General features: G+C 37.1%; 20 protein-coding genes and 3 pseudogenes. 10 read left to right on the forward strand and 13 right to left on the reverse strand.

Going from position 1 to position 22381, the window contains the following annotated elements:
* Positions 1–118: 118 nt before the first annotated feature.
* Positions 119–346: a hypothetical protein gene (locus QQK09_RS00240; protein WP_284202102.1), complete on the reverse strand. Its 228-nt coding sequence runs from the start codon at positions 344–346 to the stop codon at positions 119–121.
* 275 nt (positions 347–621) lie between these two features.
* A complete protein-coding gene (locus QQK09_RS00245) occupies positions 622–1974 on the reverse strand; it encodes an ATP-dependent DNA helicase (RefSeq protein ID WP_284202103.1) in 1353 nt (450 codons plus the stop codon).
* Between the two features lie 137 nt (positions 1975–2111).
* Here QQK09_RS00245 and QQK09_RS00250 point away from each other — a divergent pair, with 137 nt between their 5' ends.
* The 3 genes and pseudogenes from QQK09_RS00250 to QQK09_RS19440 all read left to right on the forward strand — a co-directional run.
* Positions 2112–3131, forward strand: a complete 1020-nt coding sequence (locus tag QQK09_RS00250) for a WYL domain-containing protein (RefSeq protein WP_284202104.1) — start codon at positions 2112–2114, stop codon at positions 3129–3131.
* 75 nt (positions 3132–3206) lie between these two features.
* On the forward strand, positions 3207–3497 hold the full coding sequence (locus tag QQK09_RS00255; protein ID WP_284202105.1) for a hypothetical protein: 291 nt from the start codon (positions 3207–3209) through the stop codon (positions 3495–3497).
* Positions 3498–3606: 109 nt separating this feature from the next.
* Positions 3607–3801, forward strand: a pseudogene (locus QQK09_RS19440) (integrase); the annotation flags it as partial.
* A gap of 917 nt (positions 3802–4718) precedes the next feature.
* On the opposite strand, the pseudogene QQK09_RS19345 reads toward QQK09_RS19440, so the two are convergent.
* The 5 genes and pseudogenes from QQK09_RS19345 to QQK09_RS00280 form a co-directional block, all read right to left on the reverse strand.
* Positions 4719–4871, reverse strand: a pseudogene (locus tag QQK09_RS19345) (IS110 family RNA-guided transposase); the annotation flags it as partial.
* Between the two features lie 49 nt (positions 4872–4920).
* Positions 4921–5628, reverse strand: coding sequence for an IS6 family transposase (locus tag QQK09_RS00265; protein WP_284202106.1), 708 nt, complete (start codon positions 5626–5628; stop codon positions 4921–4923).
* A gap of 215 nt (positions 5629–5843) precedes the next feature.
* The gene (locus QQK09_RS00270; RefSeq protein ID WP_284202107.1) at positions 5844–7199 is read right to left on the reverse strand and encodes a hypothetical protein; all 1356 of its coding nucleotides are present in this window, start codon (positions 7197–7199) and stop codon (positions 5844–5846) included.
* A gap of 224 nt (positions 7200–7423) precedes the next feature.
* Positions 7424–8592, reverse strand: a protein-coding gene (locus tag QQK09_RS00275; RefSeq protein ID WP_284202108.1) for an IS3 family transposase whose coding sequence is annotated in 2 segments (ribosomal slippage) — positions 7424–8346 and positions 8346–8592 — 1170 coding nt in all. Because the reading frame shifts where the segments join, the coding sequence is not laid out codon by codon here.
* 1109 nt (positions 8593–9701) lie between these two features.
* Positions 9702–10733, reverse strand: a pseudogene (locus tag QQK09_RS00280) (IS110 family RNA-guided transposase).
* Between the two features lie 1205 nt (positions 10734–11938).
* Between QQK09_RS00280 and QQK09_RS00285 the strand changes: the two are divergent.
* Positions 11939–13039, forward strand: a complete 1101-nt coding sequence (locus QQK09_RS00285) for an RNA-guided endonuclease TnpB family protein (protein ID WP_284202109.1) — start codon at positions 11939–11941, stop codon at positions 13037–13039.
* A 131-nt stretch (positions 13040–13170) separates the two neighbouring features.
* On the opposite strand, the gene QQK09_RS00290 is transcribed toward QQK09_RS00285, so the two are convergent.
* The 3 genes from QQK09_RS00290 to QQK09_RS00300 form a co-directional block, all read right to left on the reverse strand.
* On the reverse strand, positions 13171–14466 hold the full coding sequence (locus tag QQK09_RS00290; protein ID WP_284202111.1) for a type II toxin-antitoxin system HipA family toxin: 1296 nt from the start codon (positions 14464–14466) through the stop codon (positions 13171–13173).
* A complete protein-coding gene (locus QQK09_RS00295; RefSeq protein WP_284202113.1) occupies positions 14466–14747 on the reverse strand; it encodes a helix-turn-helix domain-containing protein in 282 nt (93 codons plus the stop codon). The genes QQK09_RS00290 and QQK09_RS00295 overlap by 1 nt, the downstream gene beginning before the upstream one ends.
* A 103-nt stretch (positions 14748–14850) precedes the next feature.
* On the reverse strand, positions 14851–15009 hold the full coding sequence (locus tag QQK09_RS00300) for a hypothetical protein (RefSeq protein WP_284202114.1): 159 nt from the start codon (positions 15007–15009) through the stop codon (positions 14851–14853).
* A 385-nt stretch (positions 15010–15394) separates the two neighbouring features.
* On the opposite strand from QQK09_RS00300, the gene QQK09_RS00305 reads away from it, so the two are divergent.
* From QQK09_RS00305 to QQK09_RS00325, 5 genes are all read left to right on the forward strand, one after another.
* Positions 15395–16792: a Fic family protein gene (locus QQK09_RS00305; protein ID WP_284202116.1), complete on the forward strand. Its 1398-nt coding sequence runs from the start codon at positions 15395–15397 to the stop codon at positions 16790–16792.
* 104 nt (positions 16793–16896) lie between these two features.
* A complete protein-coding gene (locus tag QQK09_RS00310; RefSeq protein WP_284202117.1) occupies positions 16897–17205 on the forward strand; it encodes a transposase in 309 nt (102 codons plus the stop codon).
* A gap of 107 nt (positions 17206–17312) precedes the next feature.
* The gene (locus tag QQK09_RS00315; protein WP_284202118.1) at positions 17313–17630 is read left to right on the forward strand and encodes a helix-turn-helix domain-containing protein; all 318 of its coding nucleotides are present in this window, start codon (positions 17313–17315) and stop codon (positions 17628–17630) included.
* The gene (locus QQK09_RS00320) at positions 17615–17926 is read left to right on the forward strand and encodes a HipA N-terminal domain-containing protein (protein WP_284202119.1); all 312 of its coding nucleotides are present in this window, start codon (positions 17615–17617) and stop codon (positions 17924–17926) included. The genes QQK09_RS00315 and QQK09_RS00320 overlap by 16 nt, the downstream gene beginning before the upstream one ends.
* 46 nt (positions 17927–17972) lie before the next feature.
* A complete protein-coding gene (locus tag QQK09_RS00325; protein WP_284202120.1) occupies positions 17973–19004 on the forward strand; it encodes a type II toxin-antitoxin system HipA family toxin in 1032 nt (343 codons plus the stop codon).
* Between the two features lie 391 nt (positions 19005–19395).
* On the opposite strand, the gene QQK09_RS00330 is transcribed toward QQK09_RS00325, so the two are convergent.
* From QQK09_RS00330 to QQK09_RS00340, 3 genes are all read right to left on the reverse strand, one after another.
* Positions 19396–19659: a hypothetical protein gene (locus QQK09_RS00330; protein ID WP_284202121.1), complete on the reverse strand. Its 264-nt coding sequence runs from the start codon at positions 19657–19659 to the stop codon at positions 19396–19398.
* Between the two features lie 267 nt (positions 19660–19926).
* A complete protein-coding gene (locus tag QQK09_RS00335) occupies positions 19927–21189 on the reverse strand; it encodes a HipA domain-containing protein (protein ID WP_284202122.1) in 1263 nt (420 codons plus the stop codon).
* Complete coding sequence (locus tag QQK09_RS00340; RefSeq protein WP_284202123.1) at positions 21189–21449, reverse strand: helix-turn-helix domain-containing protein; 261 nt, start codon at positions 21447–21449, stop codon at positions 21189–21191. Before QQK09_RS00340 ends, QQK09_RS00335 begins: the two co-directional genes overlap by 1 nt.
* Positions 21450–22070: 621 nt before the next feature.
* On the opposite strand from QQK09_RS00340, the gene QQK09_RS00345 reads away from it, so the two are divergent.
* Positions 22071–22373, forward strand: a complete 303-nt coding sequence (locus QQK09_RS00345; protein ID WP_284202124.1) for a helix-turn-helix domain-containing protein — start codon at positions 22071–22073, stop codon at positions 22371–22373.
* Positions 22374–22381: the final 8 nt, after the last annotated feature.

Here is a 22381-nt window from a genome sequence, read left to right on the forward strand (position 1 = left end):
ATAAGAGTCACATTTTCATAGTTAATAAATCGGATTTTCATAAAGTTACTTGTAATAAATAATTACGTTTTGGTTGAAGCCCCCTTTCTCCAGATCTTTCGATCTGAAAGCTTACAAATTAAAGCCTATCTGTTATCCAATTGTTAGACTGATAAAGTGCTGTTTTATTATTACCAAACACCATATCCAATCCCTTTTGCTTAGCGATGAATATACTTTTAATATTGTCATCTTTTTGAGTCGTTAGAATAGGTTGTAGCGTGAATGTTAAAGAACAGCTCAGCGGAGCTAAAGAATCACAATTATCGAAAATTAGTATTGTAGGCTGTTGCTCAACAGTCCCCATATACGTCCACCATGTGGCACTTCTTTAATTACCTTGTTAAACTTTTCATTTTTAATATCAGAAAACGCATCAATTGCATCTTCATATTATTTAAAGTCAATGTAATGCACCTCTATTCCTTTAGACTTAGCAATTGTAACAAGGTCTGATATGAAAGAACTTTCAAGTAAACTACTTTCAGCAGAGGCTATTTTGTCCCTTTTAAATCGCTGATTCATTTAATTTATCCCTCTATCCAATTTATACCACGACAAAAAACAACCAAAAATTGTTGTTTATAGACCGAAAGCCTCTTCAAACACTCTAACCTCTTCAGAAAAATGTACATCACGAGAAGATAGCTTACGACTCATCGACATACCTTCGATGGTACGGCAACGGGATAAAGCAACATAAAGTTGACCGTGGGAGAAGCAGTATTTATCACCGAATTCAATGTGTACTTTGTCATAAGTTGCCCCTTGAGACTTATGCACTGTTACAGCCCAAGCCAGTTTTAATGGAAGCTGAGAAAAAAACGTTCCTTCTGCTAATACTGTTTTCTTTATTTTGGAAGGTGGAATCAAACCTTCTACCATTGACTTACTCCATGTATAGGAAGTCACGGTAATGATTGCTCCATTATCTAGTAATATGTCAACACTCCGTTTATTTAAACTAACCACAGTGCCAATAGAGCCATTAACATAACCCTCATCATAATTATTAATGGTTGTCATCACCCTTGCTCCAATGCATAGTTTTAAGCAATGTATTGCAGGGTCGCCATGAGAATTGAATATTTCTTTAGGAAAGAGTGGAGAATGCTGAGCATGATAATTCTTATTTATAGCACCATGAATTAATAATCTTTTTAATTTTTTTTCATTAGTTTTTTTCGCAATGCTATTAACTGTCGTAATTATCAGAGCATTATCATCAGCACCTGTTTTCACATTTGAGTCAAAAAAATCCAAATCATTTACTTCGCCTTTTCTTATTCTCTCTAATGCATACCTAAAACAAGCTTGCTCTTGACCAATCTGACGATGCTGTGTTGTCAACTTACAACAACGAAAGTCCATTTCCCGCCAAAGTAAGCTATGAAAAATGAAAGGCGACGAGTGCTCATATTCTCCAGTGTAAAAATGACGACTTTTACCTTTTGCAACAGGTGGAAGCTGAGAAAAATCACCACACATTATTATTTGCTTCCCCCCAAAAGGCTTATCTTCACTAATATTTGGTAAATAACGCTTTGTTGCGATTCGGCATAAATATTCTGTCGCTTCAAACAAATCAGGAGTCATCATTGATATTTCATCAAATATAATAATAGTGAGTTGTGCTAACCCCTTTAATTTATCTTCATCTTCTAAATTCAGTTCATCAATATAATAAGGACCATAAGGCAACCCAAAAAAACTATGAATCGTACTGCCATCGATATTCAGTGCAGCAACACCAGTCGGAGCAACCACACTTAAGGATGGGTATAATTGTCTAATAGCGTCGACCAGAGTAGTTTTCCCTGTTCCAGCTGGACCAGTAAAATAAACATTCCCCCCCAGCTTAACTATGTCCAATACTTTAGATTGATCATCTGAAATATATATATTCGCTTTATTTTTATTTACCGTTCGCTCCAAAATATTCTCCCCCCACTCGCTTATTCACAAAAGTTACAAACAAACACCGCAAAATAATCTCTGCGGCATATAATAGCCCCCACAGGGACAAAAAATGTCCCTGTGAGGACTATAATGGACTGAAATGAGGAGTTGTTGTGAATAAAACATTGCGCAGAATTGAAAACATATTAGCAAGTATTCCCTGCTATCCAGACGCTATTTCAATTAGAGATATTAAAGATGTACTCGCACAAAAGTCACTACTTAATGAAAACACTGACGATAGCAGCCAAATGAAGATGGTTCGTCGTCTCGTAAAAGAGGTTTGCGAAGAATACTGCAGTATTGAAGAGATCAGTGATAAACACCCTAAGCACTACCGAATTGCAGAAAAACACCCTCATCCTAGCCGTACAGATGTTATTAACAAAGGATTACCACTTGAAGTAATCAAACCCCACATTATTGAGATGCTCCCATACACACTAAGGGGCGATGCAGAACACATATTTAACGCTGTGGGTGCGCCTAAGAATAAGAATATTAAACTTTGGAAAAAAAGCTTTCATTACGTTCAGCATGAATTTCAACTGCAAGCGCCAGCTTATAATAAAAAACATTTTCAACTCATCGAACAAGCCTTGTTAGATAAAAAAAATATATGTATGCAGTACAAAACACGAGAACAAATTTTATCGACTTATCACATCACACCACTTGGTATTATTTTACGCTTTCCCAACTTTTACCTGATTGCCAATAAAAATGTTGATGAGCGTAATGAAACAAATGAAATCAGAACATTTAAACTATCGCGCATTGAAACATTAGTACCTGAATTCACGACCATTAATGACACCAGTGCATTTAATATTCATGAATATGCAACGCAAGATAAGTATTTTTCAGGTGGCACAGAAATTAATCTGGTATTGAATATTAAAACAGAAAATTACGCTCATTTATTACATGAAAATAAATTCAATATTAACCAATCAATCTCAGAAATTAATGGTGAGTTTACAGAGATTAGAGCAACAGTTAAGCATAGTGACTCTCTCGAAAAATGGCTATTTAAATACGCCTATTATATTGAGGTGATTAGACCACTTGAGCTAAGAGAAAAAGTTATCAATTACATTAAAAAGGCACAGAACACCTATCGCCTTAATTAAGTTTATTTAGTCAACAGGAGTGCAAATGAATTATTTTGAGCAGGACCCCTTCTAGGTACTTTACTAGGAGGAAAAATGAAAAAACTAAAATCACAGTATCGCCATTACATCAACGAAAGTAACAAATTATACGCTTGGGTATATTACCCTAGCATTCGTAGTGGCATGCATAAACATTTCAGTACAAAACAGGAAAAGAGCTATTACTTTTTGCACTTAATTGAAGTTAAAGGTTACCCAATCAAGCTAAGAGCAAGGCGTGGTAGAGCCTTAGCTAGCGCATGGGATGATTTACCGTCTATCGTGTGCGACTTAGGGAGATCATGGAAACACAACTCAAAAAGGCGCAAACAGTATTACAAATAATCAATGGCCTAAGCACGTTAAGTGCATGGGCCATTTTTTAATAATGAGGGCGACCTCAATATCTAAATATGACTGTGTTGTTAAGGCTCTGTTCCATTTCCATATGGTACATTTCACCGTACATGATTTAAGACGTACTTGTAGAAGCCTATTAGCGGCACAAGGAACGCCCGACCATGAAGTCGATCGCTGCTTGAATAATAAGCTGAAAGGTGCTGAGGGTATTTATGATCGGTATGGTTATTTTGAAAAAAGAAAAGAAGCGCGAACAAAGTTGGTGCACGATGTAAATGCTAATATTTAGAGATCATCCCATAAAATAAATAATTCTGAACTTTAATTTTAAAAAATATCTAAACCAATAAGTTTGATTGAGCTGTCAAAAACATCCTCATTGAAAATTTTAGCTTGTTGGTTAATCTCTATATTTTAAGATAAATTAATTTTTAAATAATCAAAGTCATTAAGGTTGATATTACTTTTTTTGCATAAAGGATAACTTTCTCAGCCCGCTTTCTTTAAGCAAATTACTTCTCAATTTATATTCAGCATCTATGATGTGAAAAACATTATATTACTTTACTAAAAAGTCAGTAAATTGCCGAATACGAGACCATAGTGAGCCAGTATATCAAGTCACGTCCCCCCCACCAAGGGACTGGGAATGTACAAAATAGGCGCTACTATAGTTTATTGAAGAGTGGGTTATGATCAAACAAAATTGTTAGAAAAATATCTTCTAAAAAAAGTAACGAATTATACAGGTCATGCTAATGAGCTTCCTACAATCAGCGAAAGGGAATGGGGGGGTATGCAGAACAAACTGAAAAAGCTGATGATGACTTTCTAACCTTCAGAGGTGATGTTTTTGATACGTCTAATTTGAATATAAAGAAAGAAGATCTAAAGTAGTGCTGCAATTCATGCCACTAACTAAAAGTCAAATAGTTTTTTTTTCTATTATCCTTAGTGCCCATTCACGTATATGGACTCCACGTATTTTACAATATGATTTTTTATAAACATTAAGATGCGGTCGTATATACGGCTTTTAGTGAAAGAGCTACTTTCTAACCTATGATGTTTGCGCACCTGTTATCCTTTTCGAGCTAACAGTCTTTATGACTTTCGCAAATGTCAGGTTTTTAACAGGTTGGTCTTACCGTTTATGCTTCATCATTATTGTAAAAATTTGGGTAATTATTGTTTTTCTCTTGTTTACTATATTGCTAAAAGTTGTTGCTCATATTTGTTTTCATAACGTAACATTGCCCAGGCATTTCTAACGGTTTTATTAGCTAAAGCAATACAGGTTCGTTTAATGCCTGCCCGTTCAACTAATTTTATAAGCCATGCTTGTTTTGCTGTTTTAGGGTATTGTCAACTTATCGAGCTGAGCCGAGTAAATTCGACTAAACATACCTTAATCTAAATTTTGGACGCAACTAACCCTATCCCACTCTGCGAAGGAACGATCGCGGAAAGTGCGATAATGTTTAGCTTTGAGTAAATGGCGACCAGGTCTAAACAAGTTATTTACTACTCCATGGCAACTCAAAAATCGTTGAGCTTGCCCATGAGATTTAAACTTCCGCATCTGTTTTTCTTGTTGCCGAGTCGGCTGATGTGACAATTCACACCGGTTGTTTTCATATTGAACCGTAGAGTGTTCAACACTTGGAATTAATTCTTTTTTTGCTGCTGAATAACTTTTAAGTTTATCAGTAACAACCTTTAACGGGGTGCCCTTCTCCCCTTTTAACAATTGTTTAAAGAATCGCATCGCTGCTTTTTTATTTTTACGTTTCTGAACCAAAATATCGATTTCGTCACCATCTTGATCTACAGCTCGCCACAAGTAATGCAGCACACCATTTATTTTGATGAAAACCTCATCCAGATACCAAGTATCACCAAGCTGACCACGGCTCTTTTTTATTTGATTACAGTAAATTGAGCCATACTTTTTGCACCACTGACGGATTGTTTCATAACTTACAACTACACCTCGTACTGAAAGCAATTCTTCGATATCTCGAAAGCTAAGTGTAAAACGATGATAAAGCCAAACTGTGTGGCTAATGATTTGGGCAGGATAACGATAACCGGCATAGATATTTGGATTTTTCATGCGTTGATTATCGCATGTTTGTTGAAAGTTGCCTTAACTTGACAGTACCATCTTGAGTCATATTCAGCACCTTTAAATTGTACCTTATTAGATCACATAATTAATGGAACGGGCATTAGCCATACTATAGACCATTGATTTAAAAAGCATAAATAAATATGGGAAAAGTGCGTAACGCACTTTACGTATAATTTATAAATGCAACAAAACAGGCTTTAATTCTTCTTAAGCTCCACCGATGACGAATTCAACAACTGTAGGTAATCGCTCTCATATTTGACTCTAGTCATTACTCTCAACTCACCAGTGCAGTCATATTCCTTGTTTTTGTTTTTTGTCGCAGGGAAAAGTAAATCATAAGCTGTACCAATCTTTAACAGTAACGACTCTGGCCCAAGTTTGCTATTAGGCTTAATGCATGCGAGCCGGGAGGGGATAATTTCACATATTCCAGATGGAAACTCGAAATAACCTTCTAAATTTAATTTAGTAGCATTTGGTCTATCCACGCGTTTCTGGTATGTAGCACAACCTGTTTTAATCATGAGTAGCTTCTCATTTGCACAACACTTTACACCGAGTTCTTCCAAACGATCAATAATTACACGTTTCATATTCGTATCATCCACATTGATCACGATATGATAGAGCATTGAACGTATTTTTGATCGTTGGGGCATTTTCTTAAAGCTGGCTATCAAGGGATTTTTAGAGTCCGTGGATTTGATTCGGAAGACTTGCTGACTAACGCGAGGAAAGTCCTCTAGTAAATCCGAACGGTACGGATACAACTCAATCAATTGCTTCAATATTGAACCTTTGTTACGATAACCGGACAAAATTTCACACATCACCGATCGTAGCCCAAGAGAATTAAACGCCTGATAAATCCAGTTGTAGTGCTTATAAATCAACGTGTAAGGCACCGTGTTTTTATCAATCGTTTCTTGCAATAATATTGCACAATTTTCTTCTAAATATTTCACCGCTTGCCCGAAAATAACTTGTTTTTTAAAAATTATATCAATCAGTAACTCACCATACAGATCTGTTGATAAAATATTATAAGCGGATGATGCTTTTTGTTTAAATGCATCCTTACCTTCACTCTGATATTTGACAGCAATTGAGAGCACTTGCATTTGCCGTTCCAGTTCATCATCGATCTTTCCCAATTGCTTTTTTCCCGTCCAATGGTCCGCAATATTTGCATATTCTCCATTCTTCTTTTTCTGAGAACTTAACCATTCGTGACATTTTTTGGCAAAATCATCAGAATTTTGGGAGAACAAATCTTTTTTACAACCAGCCTCTTCGATAGCTTTGATATAAAGTTTAATTATCCGTTGCGGTGCTTTAATTTGAGATACTTTTATTTCAAATTTATAATATATATGTGATCTGTAGTTAGACTCGTAAGTGTTTTGATTATCAATCCTATCAAATAGTCCTGGTTCTTTTCTATACATGTCTGCTCTAATACGAGTTTCAGGTAGGCTAAAATTCGTATTGCACAACTCTCTCATATCGTTTTCTATTTTTGTCTTGTACGCTTCTCGTTTTTCAAGCATTAATAAAGATCCTCATCGCTCAACTATTATTTAACAGTGTATAAAAATTGCAATCACCAGGTTTAAAGGGGAAGAACGATGTCGTTATATGTCACGTTCATTGGTGCCGGATAAGAAATTGTCAACTTATCCAAGCGGGATGATTAAAAGAAATAAAATAACCCTTAATCTAAATTTTTGATACTGACCTGGTCAACTTAATTCGGTCACCCTAGTTAAGTTCTTTAAGCTACTTCTTTTAATGGTTTATCCATACGCTCAAATTCATTGGGGCTCTGATAATTTAGGTATGAATGCATCCGTTGGCTGTTGTACCACATCGTGATGTAATTCAATACATCTTGCTGGGCTGCATAACGTGTTCGGTAATTGCGCCAGTGGACTCTTTCCTGTTTCAAGCTACCGAAAAAGCTTTCTGCTACTGCATTATCCCAACAACATCCTTTTTTGCTCATACTGCATACAAACTTGTGCAGCCTCAGTATCCGCCTATATTGATGGCTCGCATATTGAACGCCTTGATCTGAGTGTATTATCAATCCGGCTTTAGGTTTTCGTTGCCATATAGCCATTGTTAGGGCATCACAAACAAGTTGTGCTTTCATTCTGCTACCCATACTCCAACCAACAACTTTACGAGAATATAGGTCTATTACGACAGCTAAATACAGCCATCCTTCAGCAGTCCATATGTACGTAATATCTTGCACCCATGCTTGATTGGGACGTTGAACATCGAAATTCTGTTTAAGTTCATTATCATATACAGGCTTCTTGTGGTCGCTGTTGGTTGTTGCTTTATTCTTCTTCTTATAACGTACCCAAACGTGTGCTTCTTTCATCAGTTGCGCTGTTTTCCTACGTCCAACAGGGAAATCAAGCGCATTTAATGCCTTCTGAATGCGTCTTTCACCATAGGTATTATCGCTAAACTCGGCAATATTTTTAACCCATTGCAACATCTCTTGGTGCTCTGTATTTGCTGGCCCCTGAGACTTCCGCTTTTGATAGCTGTAGTAATTATTGTTTTTCACACCCAACACGTGACACATCAATATCACAGGCCAGATCTTCTTATTTTGGGCAATAAACGCGTATTTTACTTCGTTTCTTTGGCAAAGAAGACCGTCGCTTTTTTTAATATTTCACGCTCCATTTCCAAGCGTTTTACTTGTGCTTTTAGCTTACGGATCTCTTCTTGCTCAGGTGTTAATTTACCGTTCCCTCTAAATGCATGACCATCGTCATTTTCAGCTTCTTTTATCCAACGACCAAGAATCTGAGGAGTAACCTCTAAATTTCTAGCTGCTTCAGCAATACTGTAATTTTGCTCTCTTACCAGTGCAATGGCATCAAGTTTGAATTCTTTTGAATAGGTTTTACGTGTTTTCATTTCAATCCCCAGTTAAATCAATTATGTCTTAACTGGGTTAGTCGAATCAATTAAACCACGTCATGTTGTTTTACAAAACACTTGCGATACACGCCTAGGCGTGTAATAATGAATTAGTTAGTTAGTTATATAAAAATATTCACATAAACTCAAAATTATCATTGACACGCAACCTGCCAATAGTTATATTCTATCACAAGATCGGAAGAAACACCCCTGAGAAAAGAAAAAAACAGGGTAATTACTCCAATCTACGGTTTACTTAACATTAATAATACTAAATAAGGAATTTTTATGGATCAGTATATAGTTTATGCGTCTCAGGTTCTGTCGTTATCAGAACTAGATGTTTTGAAAATCCATGTTCGCCTCCTAGAACATTCATCACTACTCGAAAACATTAGCTCAATGCCTCAGTACGTCAGCGTCATCAGTGAAAATAAATCGCAAGTGATTTAAGCTTGGTCGTGATTTTAATGTTCTAACTTAATAGATGAGCACACGCCCATCTATTAAGCTTTTAAGCTTTTAAGCTTTTAAGCTTTTAAGCTTTTATAAACAAGTATTTATATAAATTATGACACCACAAAATACTCTAATATATTAGTGGCTTATTATACTAGAAAATCACAAATTTAAAATCATTAAGAAGACTCGGATTACATCATGGCGCAGGTTATTGATAACCTACTGAGACGTCGGATATACACAAATTGTGTATATTGGTAAAACAACGCTTCCGTACTAAAGCACGAACACCCTTAGCGGGCTAGGAAGTTTGTGTCTAAAATACTACACAGGTTCATTTTATCAAGGCGCAATGTGCCCCAAACCGAGATAGAAAGCTAAGTCACAATAGCCCCCATAACGTATATGGACTCCACGTATTTTACAATATGATTTTTCATAAACATTAAGATGCGGTCGTATATACGGCTTTTAGTGAAAGAGCTACTTTCTAGCCTATGATGTTTGCGCACCTGCTATCCTCTTCGACTTAACAGTCTTAATGACTTTCGCAATGGACAGGTTTTTAACAGGTTGGTCTTACCGTTTATGCTTCATCATTATTGTAAAAATTTTGGTGATTGTTGTTTTTCTTGTACTTACTATATTACTAAAATTTGTTGTTCATATTTATTCTCATAACGTAGCATTGCCCAGGCGGTTCTAACCGTTTTATTTGCCAATGCGATACAACTTCGTTTAATGCCAGCACGTTCAACTAACTTTATAAGCCATGCTTGTTTGGCAGTTTTGGGCACTTCTGGCAACCGACAGATATAAGACAGCGCCCCTTGATACAAAGCTGACCTCAGTTCTTTAATTCCACCTGCACGATAAATTCCAGTCATAAACACTTTACCGCCGGAACTATGCTGTTTAGGTGTTAATCCAATAAATGCTGATGCTTCACAGCCATTTTTGAACTGTTTTCCATCACCAATTGAGGAATACAACATACCTGCACAAACTTCAGCAACACCTTCTAAATCCATTAATGCTTTACAGGGCTGTAATTGACGAACCAAAGCGTTTTTGGTTTTGATTAACAGAGCTAACTCTGTTTTTAAGTTCAAATATGTCACCCAAAGTTGGTTGACGACTGACCGTAAACACTCTGGTAATAAGTTCGCTTCATCAAGCGTTTCCAGTACCGCTTTCGTTAAGCCTTTAACGCCAACTGTACTGACAATGCCATATTCGTATAACAACGCACGGAGGTGGTTGCTCAAAGCGGTAATACTACGAGACAAAAACAGTCGGCTTGTATCTAATGTTTGTATCGTTTGCTGCTCTTCGCTTTTAGGTTTACTTGTTTTCAACCCTATCTGTAATGATGCATTGGCAATTGCTAAGGCATCATTAGCATCTGTTTTATGGCCTTGTAAAAAGCCTTTTACTTTTTTAGGGCTAATAACACGTACATCATGACCAAATTGCTCAGCGTATCGCCCCCAATAATGGCTACTGCCACAGCCTTCTATCGCAACAACAGCTGGTTTTGCTTTTGCTAGTAATTCTTTAAGTTTTTGACGGCTAACAGCTTTATTACTTACTAACTAGCCATGTTTGCTAATTTGGCAAACCTGAATGATATTTTTAGCTAAATCAATTCCAAAGATAGTAGATTTCAACATAATATGGTCTCCTAAGTAGTTACAGTAACTCTAGGCTACTTGCTAGAGTTGTGGAGTCCATACATCGACTTACAAACTAAAAATAAGTATCTCAATTAACTTGGTTACTGCAATACTCGCTTCCGGGGAAAAACATCAGAATAAAGAGTCAATTTGCGAAAAGTATCAGATTAGCGTGTTCATAATTAGATAGCACTAAGTCGCCCCCCCTTGTAACTTGTAACTAAAATAAATAAAGTTAAGTTAAATCGATTTAACTTAACTTCAAGTGAATTATAACTACCAGAACACGATAATTCATATCTAGCAATGTGCCCCTTTCGCCTTAGAAAGCTATCTCGCAACCGCCCCAACACCAACTTATAAATTTTAGATTTGTGGCCAATTTCACTGCCACCACAGTTAGGCTTAACCTGAATAGTAATGTATAGTTGTGGAAAACAAACAGAAATAAAAGGGCATATTATGATTGGACCAAGAGTAAACTAATAAAACTAATACTGTTAATAACCTTTACCGGTCCTGCTTCAGATAAAGCACCTGTAGAGCATGATTATAGGGTATTGGCACCAGCCTTAGATATACTCTCCCACCTTGGATAAATACATTTTACAAGGTATTTAAACGGTACTCTTTCCGAAACTATCCTTAACTTTTAAATAAGAGAGATTTCATCAATACGCGCCTTTTAGAACTGAGGTCTTACGACACAAACGACTTTTTGCAGTCTTCATCAGCCATTCAAATCCCCCTCGAACAAACACGAGTCCCAATTAAAACGTATAAGCATAAAAACAGAAGGTAGAAAAACCCAAAAAACCTTTCAAATATGTGTTCACTGCTATTGATAAAAAATGGAGCGAAGAAGCCAAAGTCCCCCTTAGTTTTAAAACGGGTATTTGCATAATTGATATGTAGATTCGTGGTTATGCTTGATCAGTCGACGGTACGATTCCTAAAAACCTTGAACTTATGCGTAATAATGTGAGGCATTTTATTCTGCCTAAAACAAGAAAGCACCGGACGTTTTCACGTTCAGTGCTTTCTATTCCGTTAAGATATAAGCCTAAAATCTATCGATTTGGCGTAGTACTCCGTCCATAGCTAACGAGCATTAGCGAGTTAGTTTGGGGGGAGGTGGATAGCCTTTAGTGCGAAGCACTAATGTTGTTGCTCCCTACAAGAAGTGAACTATAATGTAGAATATGAAAGAAATAGCTATCAAGCAAAGATTTTACCCAACTAAAGACCAAGCCGAACTGTTTGCTAAAACGTTTGGCTGTGTTCGTGTGGTTTGGAATAATATCTTAAAAGCGAGAACAGATAGCTATTATCAAGATGGAAAAAGCATTAGCTATAACAAAGCAAGTGCCATGCTAACTAGCCTAAAGAAAATACCTGAGTATGATTGGCTTGGCGAGGTAGCAAGCGTAGCCCTGCAGCAATCAATCAGAAATCAACAGTCTGCGTTTAAGAATTTCTTTGATAAGCGAGGGAAATACCCAAAATTCAAATCAAAGAAAAACAAACAATCTTTTTCACTTGTCGGCACCGCGCTAAAATATGAAAATGGCAAGCTCTTTATTGCTAAATCAAAAGAGCCACTAAACATTCGCTGGAGTCGAGAACTACCTTCAAACCCAAGCTCAATCACGATCAGCAAAGATACCGCTGGGCGTTATTTTGTCTCAATGCTATGTAAATTTAAACCTAAACCAATGCCTGTTACTGCTAAAACAATTGGTATCGATTTAGGCTTAACAGATTTGTTTATAACCTCTGATGGTGAAAAACAATCCAACCCTCGCCACACAAAACGTTATGAAAGTAAACTTGCATTTTTACAGCGCAAACTATTCAAAAAGAAAAAAGGCTCAGCAAACCGAGCAAAAGCAAAACATAAAGTAGCTAAATTACATGCAAAAATAGCCGACTGTCGCTTAGATAACTTACACAAGTTATCTCGCAAACTAATTAACGATAACCAAGTCGTTTGCGTTGAAACATTGGCTGTAAAAAACATGATTAAAAACCCTAAGCTAGCCAAGCATATTGCTGATGCAAGCTGGGGGGAATTCGTTCGGCAATTGAGTTACAAGGCTGAGTGGGCAGATCGAACTATCTCTAAAATAGATCGGTTTTTCCCAAGCTCTAAGCGTTGTAGCACAGAGAAGTGTGGATTTATAAATCAGAGCCTAAAACTCAGCGTGAGATCATGGGAGTGCCCACAGTGTCACACAACACATGATCGAGATATTAATGCAGCTATAAACATATTAACCGTTGGGATGGCGGGGCTAGCTTAGGGAGCGACTGGATCGGGGAGTGTGGCTATGCCAGACTCTAGTGAAAGCGTGTTGAACTAAGAATCTCCTTCCAGAATCAGCTTGCTGATTTGGTGGGAGTTATTCAATATTCGAAGGGCATTGTGCCAAGCCTACAGGCTTTTCAACAACAAACTATTCTCTAAATAATTACTATTTAGCTGTTTATTAATCAGTTTCGAAACCTCTGTCGTCATATCAAATTCATTAGCAATACCCGCAAAAGAGTGTATCGCATCAACCACTTCACAAAGCACTATTCTAGCCTGTTCCCAGTTTGCAAAATTGGCTTGTGCGGCCAGTTTTTGCATTACTTTTAAACTTGGCTGCCGACCAAAACCACCAAAAGCTGTTGCATGCTCACCGTAGGAAGAAGGGCTAAACGTTACATCATAAAATGGAGCTAATTGCCACTGCCCACAGTCCTGTTGTAAAAAAGCCCAGTTCTTACTATGATCGTCCTGGTTCAAAGCAAACAAATTAAATGCCATTCTGCGAAACATTGTTTGACCTGCGGCGGGACTGCGACAGATTAAGCTGCTTACTTTAATTAAATCTTCATAATCTAAACTTGGCATTCGATAATCTGCATCCAGTAAACCACTTGCACTGTGCATATGTAACCGGCCTTCATTACCATGCCTATTTTTGATCAGATCAAAACGTTTAACAGCCAACCACTGTCTTGCACCTGAAGCATTAGGAGCATCTAATAGCTTCCATTGTGGGACATCAATACCTGCTTGTTTTGCCATACTTAAATAAGCAGCTTCACATACTCCTTCATCATGGCCAAGCGCTAATTGTGAAGAGGTGAATTTAACTAAAAATGCTTCGCTATCATCTCTAGGAGTGGTGCTGCATAAATCATTGCTCTGGTTCAAATATAGCTGAGCTTTGGGCCTTGCTCCCCCGGAACTACCCGCATTAATTAATGCTTGCAACACTTCGGATGTTTGCCCATCAAAAATAGCTTGAGCCTGTAGCCCTAGTTGTGCGATTGATAGCGACTCCTGTTCTGTATTTTTCTTTAAGTCTGAAACAGGTAAATAAGACAATGCTCCCATACCACCTTTACCTACAAACGAAAGCCTATCCATCGCTGTAATTTGTGCTGGTAACATATTTTCTTTTCTAAAAACCCTATCCATCAACAGTAAGCCCCAACCATCGGGAAGAGAGTCTGAAAATGCGCCATGCAAAGCATTATGGGGCCGGTTAGGTGCGAGCTGTAGTGATGAATCAAAGTTAAGGTTAAAAGGAGATAGATTATGGTATTGTTGCAAATAACTTGCATCGTATTGAAAGTAAACGCCCTGCCTATTTTGCGCTAAGGTACCAACAGCAACATTAGTACCATCCGATAATTTACGAAAAACCTCTAATTTACTGATACGCCCATAGCCCATTATCTCAACACCTCTTCAATTGAGGTAGGGGCAGAATGCACAATTTGTTTTTGGGTAAGAGAGTTTAAACGAGATAAGTCATCCAAACTCTGCCAAAGCAAAATAAATTGACGAAAAGAGATTTGATCGGTGGTTTCAAACTTTTTAATCGTAGAAGCAGGTACCGTACTTAATTTAGCAAGTTGAGCTCTAGAAAGTTTAGCGCCCTTTCTTCTTGCAATAAGCCACTCGCATAGCCCTGACTGAACTTCATTAGCAGACAACAAAGACAACTTATTCATAAACCACCTAAAATAGACAACATGGTATCCATTATACAACAATATGAAACATTTTGGACACAATAGTAGCCACAAGGAATTAGCTATGTAAACTTTCTGATGATTAATAGAGATCATTCCTTCCATCGTGCTTCGCTGTTGCGGTCTTGCCAATACGACGCTTACCAACAACTACGCTCAGTTTCCCTTTGCTGTCAGCTATGTTGGCAGTGACACGTTGTAGCTCATTAAGCTCTGTTTCTCTATTGTAAATTTTTTGCATAATAATCCCCTAAATTACTTTAGTTGATTATCGTGCCCCACCTAAGTTAAGTTAAGTTAAGTTAAGTTAACTGAATTTAACTTAACTTAGGTTGCGACCTCTTTTTTTTACTCCACAGAATGAATAAGTGAGGAGGTTAACCATAAGTTAACAACACAGAAGTACAACAGAGCCAATTATATACAGCGCATTTTTTACAAGCGCGTAGTTGCTACGCAACTATGCCTTACATCCTAGCCATGAATGACGAGTTTTTTTTGGCTATAAAATAAACTTTAAATACGCGCCCTAATCATTGATTCTCATTTGGTAATGTCCTTAATCATTGCAATATGTCCTTAACAAGGATAATCTACTTACATTAAGGACAATTAATGAGTAGGCTATGAAACAAAATTCACTCACAATTGAGCAAGAACTTAAATTAGTTAAAAATGTTATTGATGGTGCACGGAAGCCCCTATCAAGAAGTGATATCAATAACTTATTGTCGATTGATATCACTGAAAAAACACTACAAAGACGCCTAAAAAATCTTGTTGTTAATTTGCAGGTTACTACAGCAGGCCAAAGAAGTGCCCTTAAATATATGTCCTTAGTCGAGAGTAAGGAGGTGTTATCTAAAAATATAGAAAATGCCCCGTTGAGTGACAACCTCATTTTATCTCAAGAGTCCTTAGAAAAGCTTACTGTCCTTGATAGCCCTTCTTATACACGTACTAAAGTCCCCTATGACATGACTTTGCTTGAGAATTATGTCCCTAATAAGACTCGCTATGTACCTGAAGAGACAGCATTCAAACTCAGGGCATTAGGCAAACGCTTTAACAATAAACTTGCAGCGGGAACCTACGCTAAGGACATAACACAAAGGCTGCTCGTCGACTTGTCCTTCAACTCTAGTCGACTGGAAGGGAATACATACTCAATTCTTGATACAGAGAAGTTACTGCAAATGGGTGAAGCAGCTAATGGTAAGTTCGATGAAGAAACTATTATGATCTTAAATCATAAAGAAGCGATCCTTTTTCTAATTGAAAATGCAGAAGAGATTTCCGTGACTCCCTTTGTGATCAGGAATCTACATCAACTTTTGTCGCAAGATTTACTCTCAAATAGCTCAGCATGCGGTAAAATAAGACAAATAGAGGTCAAAATAACCAAGACTTCATATATGCCGTTAAATGCTCCACAGCAACTCGAAGAGCTATTTATATTGCTACTAAGAAAGGCCAATAAAATTGAAGACCCGTTTGAGCAAGCATTCTTCTTGCTTATGCACCTATCATACCTTCAAGCGTTTGAGGATGTGAATAAACGTACTGCTCGCTTGAGCTGCAACTTACCTTTCATTCAAGAAAACTTGTGCCCATTAAGCTTTGTGGATGTCCCTAAAGATGACTATGTTAAGTGTTTAATTTATTTTTATGAGACAGGTGACCATATGCCTGCATTAGATGTATTTATTTGGGCTTACGAGCGTTCTAGCCACCAGTATGAGGTCGTTGAGAGATCTATTGGTGTAATCGATTCGTATAGAATCAAATACCGTAGTGAACGCAAACAAGCTATCGGAAAAATCATCAGAGGAATGATTGTGGGGGATGAGGTACAGGTTCAACTCGAGCAGTTTTGCGTTGAAAACCTAATTCAAAATGCAGATAAATTCATTTCTATTGCGACGGTTGAACTTGATAAACTCCATAGTGGAGCGATTGTGTCACTCGGTGTAACAGAGAAGTTGTTTCTTACTTGGAAAGACAAATTTGACGCGACTAAATAACGTAATTCATAATCTATGATGCAGTTTATCAGGCAGAGTGTAGTGGTTTAATACTACCGGACACTAGTAAAGACTTCAGTTAATATATCTAGTCGAGGTAGATTATGAATAAGAAAACAACACGTCCAATATTTACAGTAGAATTTAAACAAAGCGCAGTAAAGCTAGTTACAGAACAAGGATACATTAGGCAGGAAGCAGCCAACAACCTAGGTGTATCACTGAGTGCCATTACTCGTTGGGTCAGAACTGAAACGCAAACGGACTCAAAGCCAGGCGCTCGGGAAGGTAGAAAAACCAAAAAACCTTCAAATTTGAACCCACTATTCAAAAAACACAAAAGTGCCAAATATAAACCTAGAACCAATCATAACAATCAAAACAATCAAAACAATCAAAACAGTCAAAAATAAAACAAAAACTTTAATTTAATTAAAAAAAAACCTTATTTGAACCATTTCTATTTAAGCAATCTCTTATTTAAGCTAATATATGTTTATATACTAAAAAGAGGTCATTTATGATTAATAATTCAATTCTAAAAATGCGGAATGAAATTGATGAACTACACAAGTTACTTGTTGAAAAAGTTGACGAGCTAGAATTAAAATCCACTAACCCGAACGATGGCGTGGATCTCAATGAAATGAATGAACTAGCTGCACTAATGAAATATAAACGGAAAGAACTTGAAATTTCAATGGAAGACTTAGAGCTTCAAACCAGCCTTTCATACTCAACACTCAAACGTATTTTTTCTAACCCTTCGAGCGCCCGTTTTTCAAGCGTTATCATGGTACTAAAAGAACTAGGAATAAAATCATGGGCAGAAAAGTAAATGTTTTTATGTTTGGTGTTTTTGCTGGAATGCTCGAAGAAAAAGCCGATAAATATGTTTTCACTTACGATGAAAACTACAAAGGAAAACCTATTTCGCTAAGCATTCCTACCTCCACTCTTTTGCATGTAAGCAAAGAGTTGCACCCGTATTTCAAAAGCCTTACGCCTGAAGGTTGGCTAAAGAAAAGGTATTCAGAAATCCAGAAGATTGATGAAAGGGATACATTCGGATTTTTAATAGCAAATGGAACTGATCTCCTAGGCGCAATTACAGTTGAGTCCGTAACTGAGTAGTTCGGAACACAAAATATTAATGAAGCTAAATACTTAAGAGAAAACCATGAATTTAGATAGATGCCTAATTACGCTAAAGCCACTTAAAGGGAAAAAAGAGCTCGCGGAGGGATATACCAAAAAAGGTGTTAAATACCTGACAGGAAGCACCACTACAGACACCACGCTACCTTTCACTAGAAGGGGGTTTATTGAAGTGGGGCCAATTAACCAAAAAGGCATGAGCATATCTGGCTACCAACCAAAATTATCGCTATGTATCATAAATGACCAGTTTAATGTTGTGAAAAATAGTGCAACTTACATCCTAAAGCCATCTCCAGAGCAGTTCCCAATGCTTGCAGAAAATGAGCACGCAATAATGCTTGTTATGCAACAATTAGGATTTGATGTGCCCCCTTTCGGTCTTGTTGCGTTTTCAAAGGAGAAAGATGAAGATTCTGTAGAGTATGCTTTTATTATTAAACGCTATGATAGGGTTAACGAGTTAGAAAAAGTCCACCAAGAACAGTTAGACGCGGCGATGAACGTTGCTGATAAATATGGAAAAGTAGATGGTGTTGCAAAAGTTAGTTACGAACAAGCATGTAAGTTTTTAATTAATAACATCAACTCAAGCCTAAAGTTCAAACAAGACATTTTCTTGCGAATCATCTACGCTTACGTGCTTGGGAACAACGACCTACACTTGCGTAATTTTGGAATACTAGTGCCTAAAGTTGAGCCTGAGAGTTTAGCACCTGTTTACGACTATGTATCAACCATTCCTTACTTCGAAGGCGATCCACTCGCTTTACCGTTGTTAGCTCTAGAGGAAAATGAAACAGATTTAGCACCAGGCTTTAACACCGAACATGGCACCTACATAGGATATGATTTTATTTTATTTGCCAAGGCAATCGGTATTAACGAGAAAATGGCATTAAAACTACTTCATCGTGTAACCACCAAGAGTGCTTCCATCATTCTAGATACCATTAACGCCAGTTACATGAAAAATGAGCACAAAGTTAAAGTGCTCAGTTGTGTCAATATACGATTAAAAGCGATCAAAGAAACTGAGTACCAACCTCTTTAGAGAATTTAGCTTATTCGGTGGAAATTTCTACGCCACCGACGAAATGCAATATAGTTAAGCAATATTGGCCACAATACTTTGTAATTTTTTAACTCGAAATGATAAAAATAGGAGCAGTATTTCAAAGAAAATATGGATACAAGTAACACCATCTAGGTTTTGTGTTCACTCACAATATAGCGGTATTGACTTACATTCAAATAACAGCGTTTTTTCAATTAAAGATGAAATAGGTAATGTGATAACTCGACGAAAATTACCTAACGATTTAAGCCAAATTGACTAAAAAATGTCTTATGGCTGCTTAAGACATGTCTTATTAGGTGATTAATAGGTTGTTTTTAAAGAGGTTTTTAATGGGACATAATATTGGTAAGCACATTGTTTCACACTAATGAAAATGATAAACAGATAAGAAGCACTGAATGATACTTCGTAGGCAACTAGGTCCGACGCAAAATACAGGTATCAATGGGTTGTTAGTAATAGTGGGTAATATTCCATTTTTTGTTAACGCGGATCGTGCGTTATTAAATATTTTTAAAGCAAGGTTATTTTGCTTCGCATAAGCAGGCATAAATAGCTTGTGTTTGGTGGCTTGCTCAATATGATTGAGCCAATCTTGCTGTATTTTGGTCAGTGGTTTACTGCGCATAACGATTTCCTTTTAAGGTAAAAGGAAATCGTGTCAGTTAGTTGGAGGCTTTGTAAGATGGGTTTGTAGAGCGGTTACAAATAAAACACTAGCCCCGTCATTCCCGAATTATTCTATCGGGAATCTCAGAGCCAGCAACACAAGATCCTCGATAAAAGACTTCGAGGATGACGAAATAAAACACTAGCCCCGTCATTCCCGAGTTGTTTTGTCGGGAATGACGGGGCTAATAAAGAAAATAAAATCGACTCTATAGATGCATTAAATTCATTGCACTCTTAACCTTAAACTCATTTCAGCAATGAGTTTATATCTTATCTCACTTAGCATTCTTAGCTCACCTGCTCTATGAGGAATACCAGGTAACTCCTCTATATGTTTAATTAGAATATCGGCTTTTTCTTCTATCTTATTCAGCATATCATTTAACAAACCAAGGCTTAATTTATCTGGGAGGCCAAGCTGCTTTGCAAAAAATACAACATCCTCTCGCGTCAACTCCCCAAGGGTTTTAGCCTTCCCCATTGGTTGAGATAACTCCGCATCCAAGTGCCCTCTTTTATCCTCATAAATTGCCGTACATATCAAATCATACATAGGTGATAAAACGGCACCTTGCTCGTTCACTAAACATGATAGGTTTTTTAAATGTGCATCAGTATTTCCCACTATGGCATTAAAAATAGCCCAATTAAATATCGCTATTTTTGTTGCCCCTTTGTTTCTCATGCTATCAGCAAACCTATTTAATTGATCTACATTGCTCAGTGCATACTTGCTCGCTCTGCTTAGCCCTAAAGACTGGCAAGCATCAAGCGCATGAAGTCGAGTTTGCTTAGGGAAGCCCCCCTTTCTGTCAAAACGTTCAATAACATAAGCGGCTGCGGGAAAATAATAAACCTCTGTGACAGGAACATTGAAACCAAGTGACTTCGCTAAATTCATCACAAACCACTCATTTCTAACTGTTTGCCAATATAAATCAGGTTTGGAATGTTCTGGTTTTAAAATATGAGAGGAAGGAGTGCTACCAACTGGTTCAAAAAACTTACCATTTTCAAGAATAATAAGCATTTTGTGCTGAGCGCCAGCAATGGACATGCGCTTACTTTCAGCATTATTAAGCGGTATATCCGGCAAAGCAGATATTCTGTCGTTTAAATTATTATAAGAGAGGGGGATGAGTTCTAGTGTATTATCAAGGTGTTCTGTTGTTAATGTTATTGCACCAGCCGACTCTGAACCAACAACAGATAATATGCCAAACGAATCCGCTTCATTTACATTTATATCTCTTGCTAACAATGTTCTCGCACCTTCTTCTGGCAAAAGGTTATCAAAAAACCACTGAATATAACGCTTACTTGAGCCATCAATATGTGTCGCACTTGTAATAGGGATATTTGAACAAAGTGCATAGCAATCAGAGCGTTCAAGCCAACTTTGAGCGTATTGAAAGGACCATATATCTTCATTTTCAGACAATTTACCAATTAAAGCATCATTTATATATACTTGAAGCTCACGCATTATTTACCTTCTATTTTATCAATTTTGTCAAGATATTTTTCACTTACTCCAGGAGGGATATCTATCAATAATTCAATACCTAACTGGTCAAGAAGGCGTAAAACACGACCTATTTCAACTGTATCTTTGCCATTTTCAAATTGACTCATAAACGTTAAGCCATTACCGGACAACAAACCTGCAGTTGATTGATCTAAAGACTGTGCCTGCCTAACAATTTTAGCCAACTGGCCCAATTGCTTTGTATTATTTAGTTTCATACCCACCACCTATGCGTTCGCATAAATTTTACTTTAAAAAACAAAATAATCAATATATTTTATACGTACGCATAAAATATATAGCAAACTGAATGCTTTTCTTATTTTTTTATGCGAATGCATAAATTTAATATTGCTAACCTTATGTCCAAGGCGAGTTTTTATCATCATTTTTAGGATGACGGAGGCCCCTTTGAAATAGTTAAATCAAAGCAAGTGCTGACTGACTGAAAAGTGTCTTATGGTGCCTTAAGATGTCTTTTTAGTGGGAACCTTGCCTTATTCTCAACCACAAAGGGAAATCTAAAAACCAAAAACGATAAGACAGCCCTCGCATTATTCGTTGTGTCATGAAGCGCTCGCAACGATGATGATGAGATTCGGCCATTACTAATTTTTACTTAACTAAGCACGATAATATTCTTATTGTAAATATTTCGTCTAACGACACGTTAACATCACCCATCAAAAATCATTACAGAAACTTTTATTTCAATAACAAATAATGATTTATCTTCAAAAAAGGGACTATATTCCTATTTTACCTACAATAATGGGAACATAGTCCCGATCATGTGGTTTTTTGCTATAATGACTAAATATAAGATTTAAGGTGATGATATGGCAAAGCGCAACTTACACAACATCCTGTTTCCTAAACAGCGAAAAATATTGACTCACTTCGGGGAGGATTTAATTCTGGCCATGAAGCGCCGTGGTTACACAAAAAAGACACTATGCGAACGAACAGGATTCGACCCAAAAACAGTTAATAAGGTTTTTGCTGGAGATCCAGGGGTTGCGATCGGTACTTACCTAAAAGTTATGTCTGTGCTAGGAATGGATAATAATTTTACTGAAATTGCCGCCAAAGATGAAGTTGGCATCAAGCTGCAAAACATTAAGCTCATGGATGGCAAGTAATGGAACGC

This window comes from Psychromonas marina (assembly GCF_030161115.1).
Lineage (GTDB): Bacteria > Pseudomonadota > Gammaproteobacteria > Enterobacterales > Psychromonadaceae > Psychromonas > Psychromonas marina.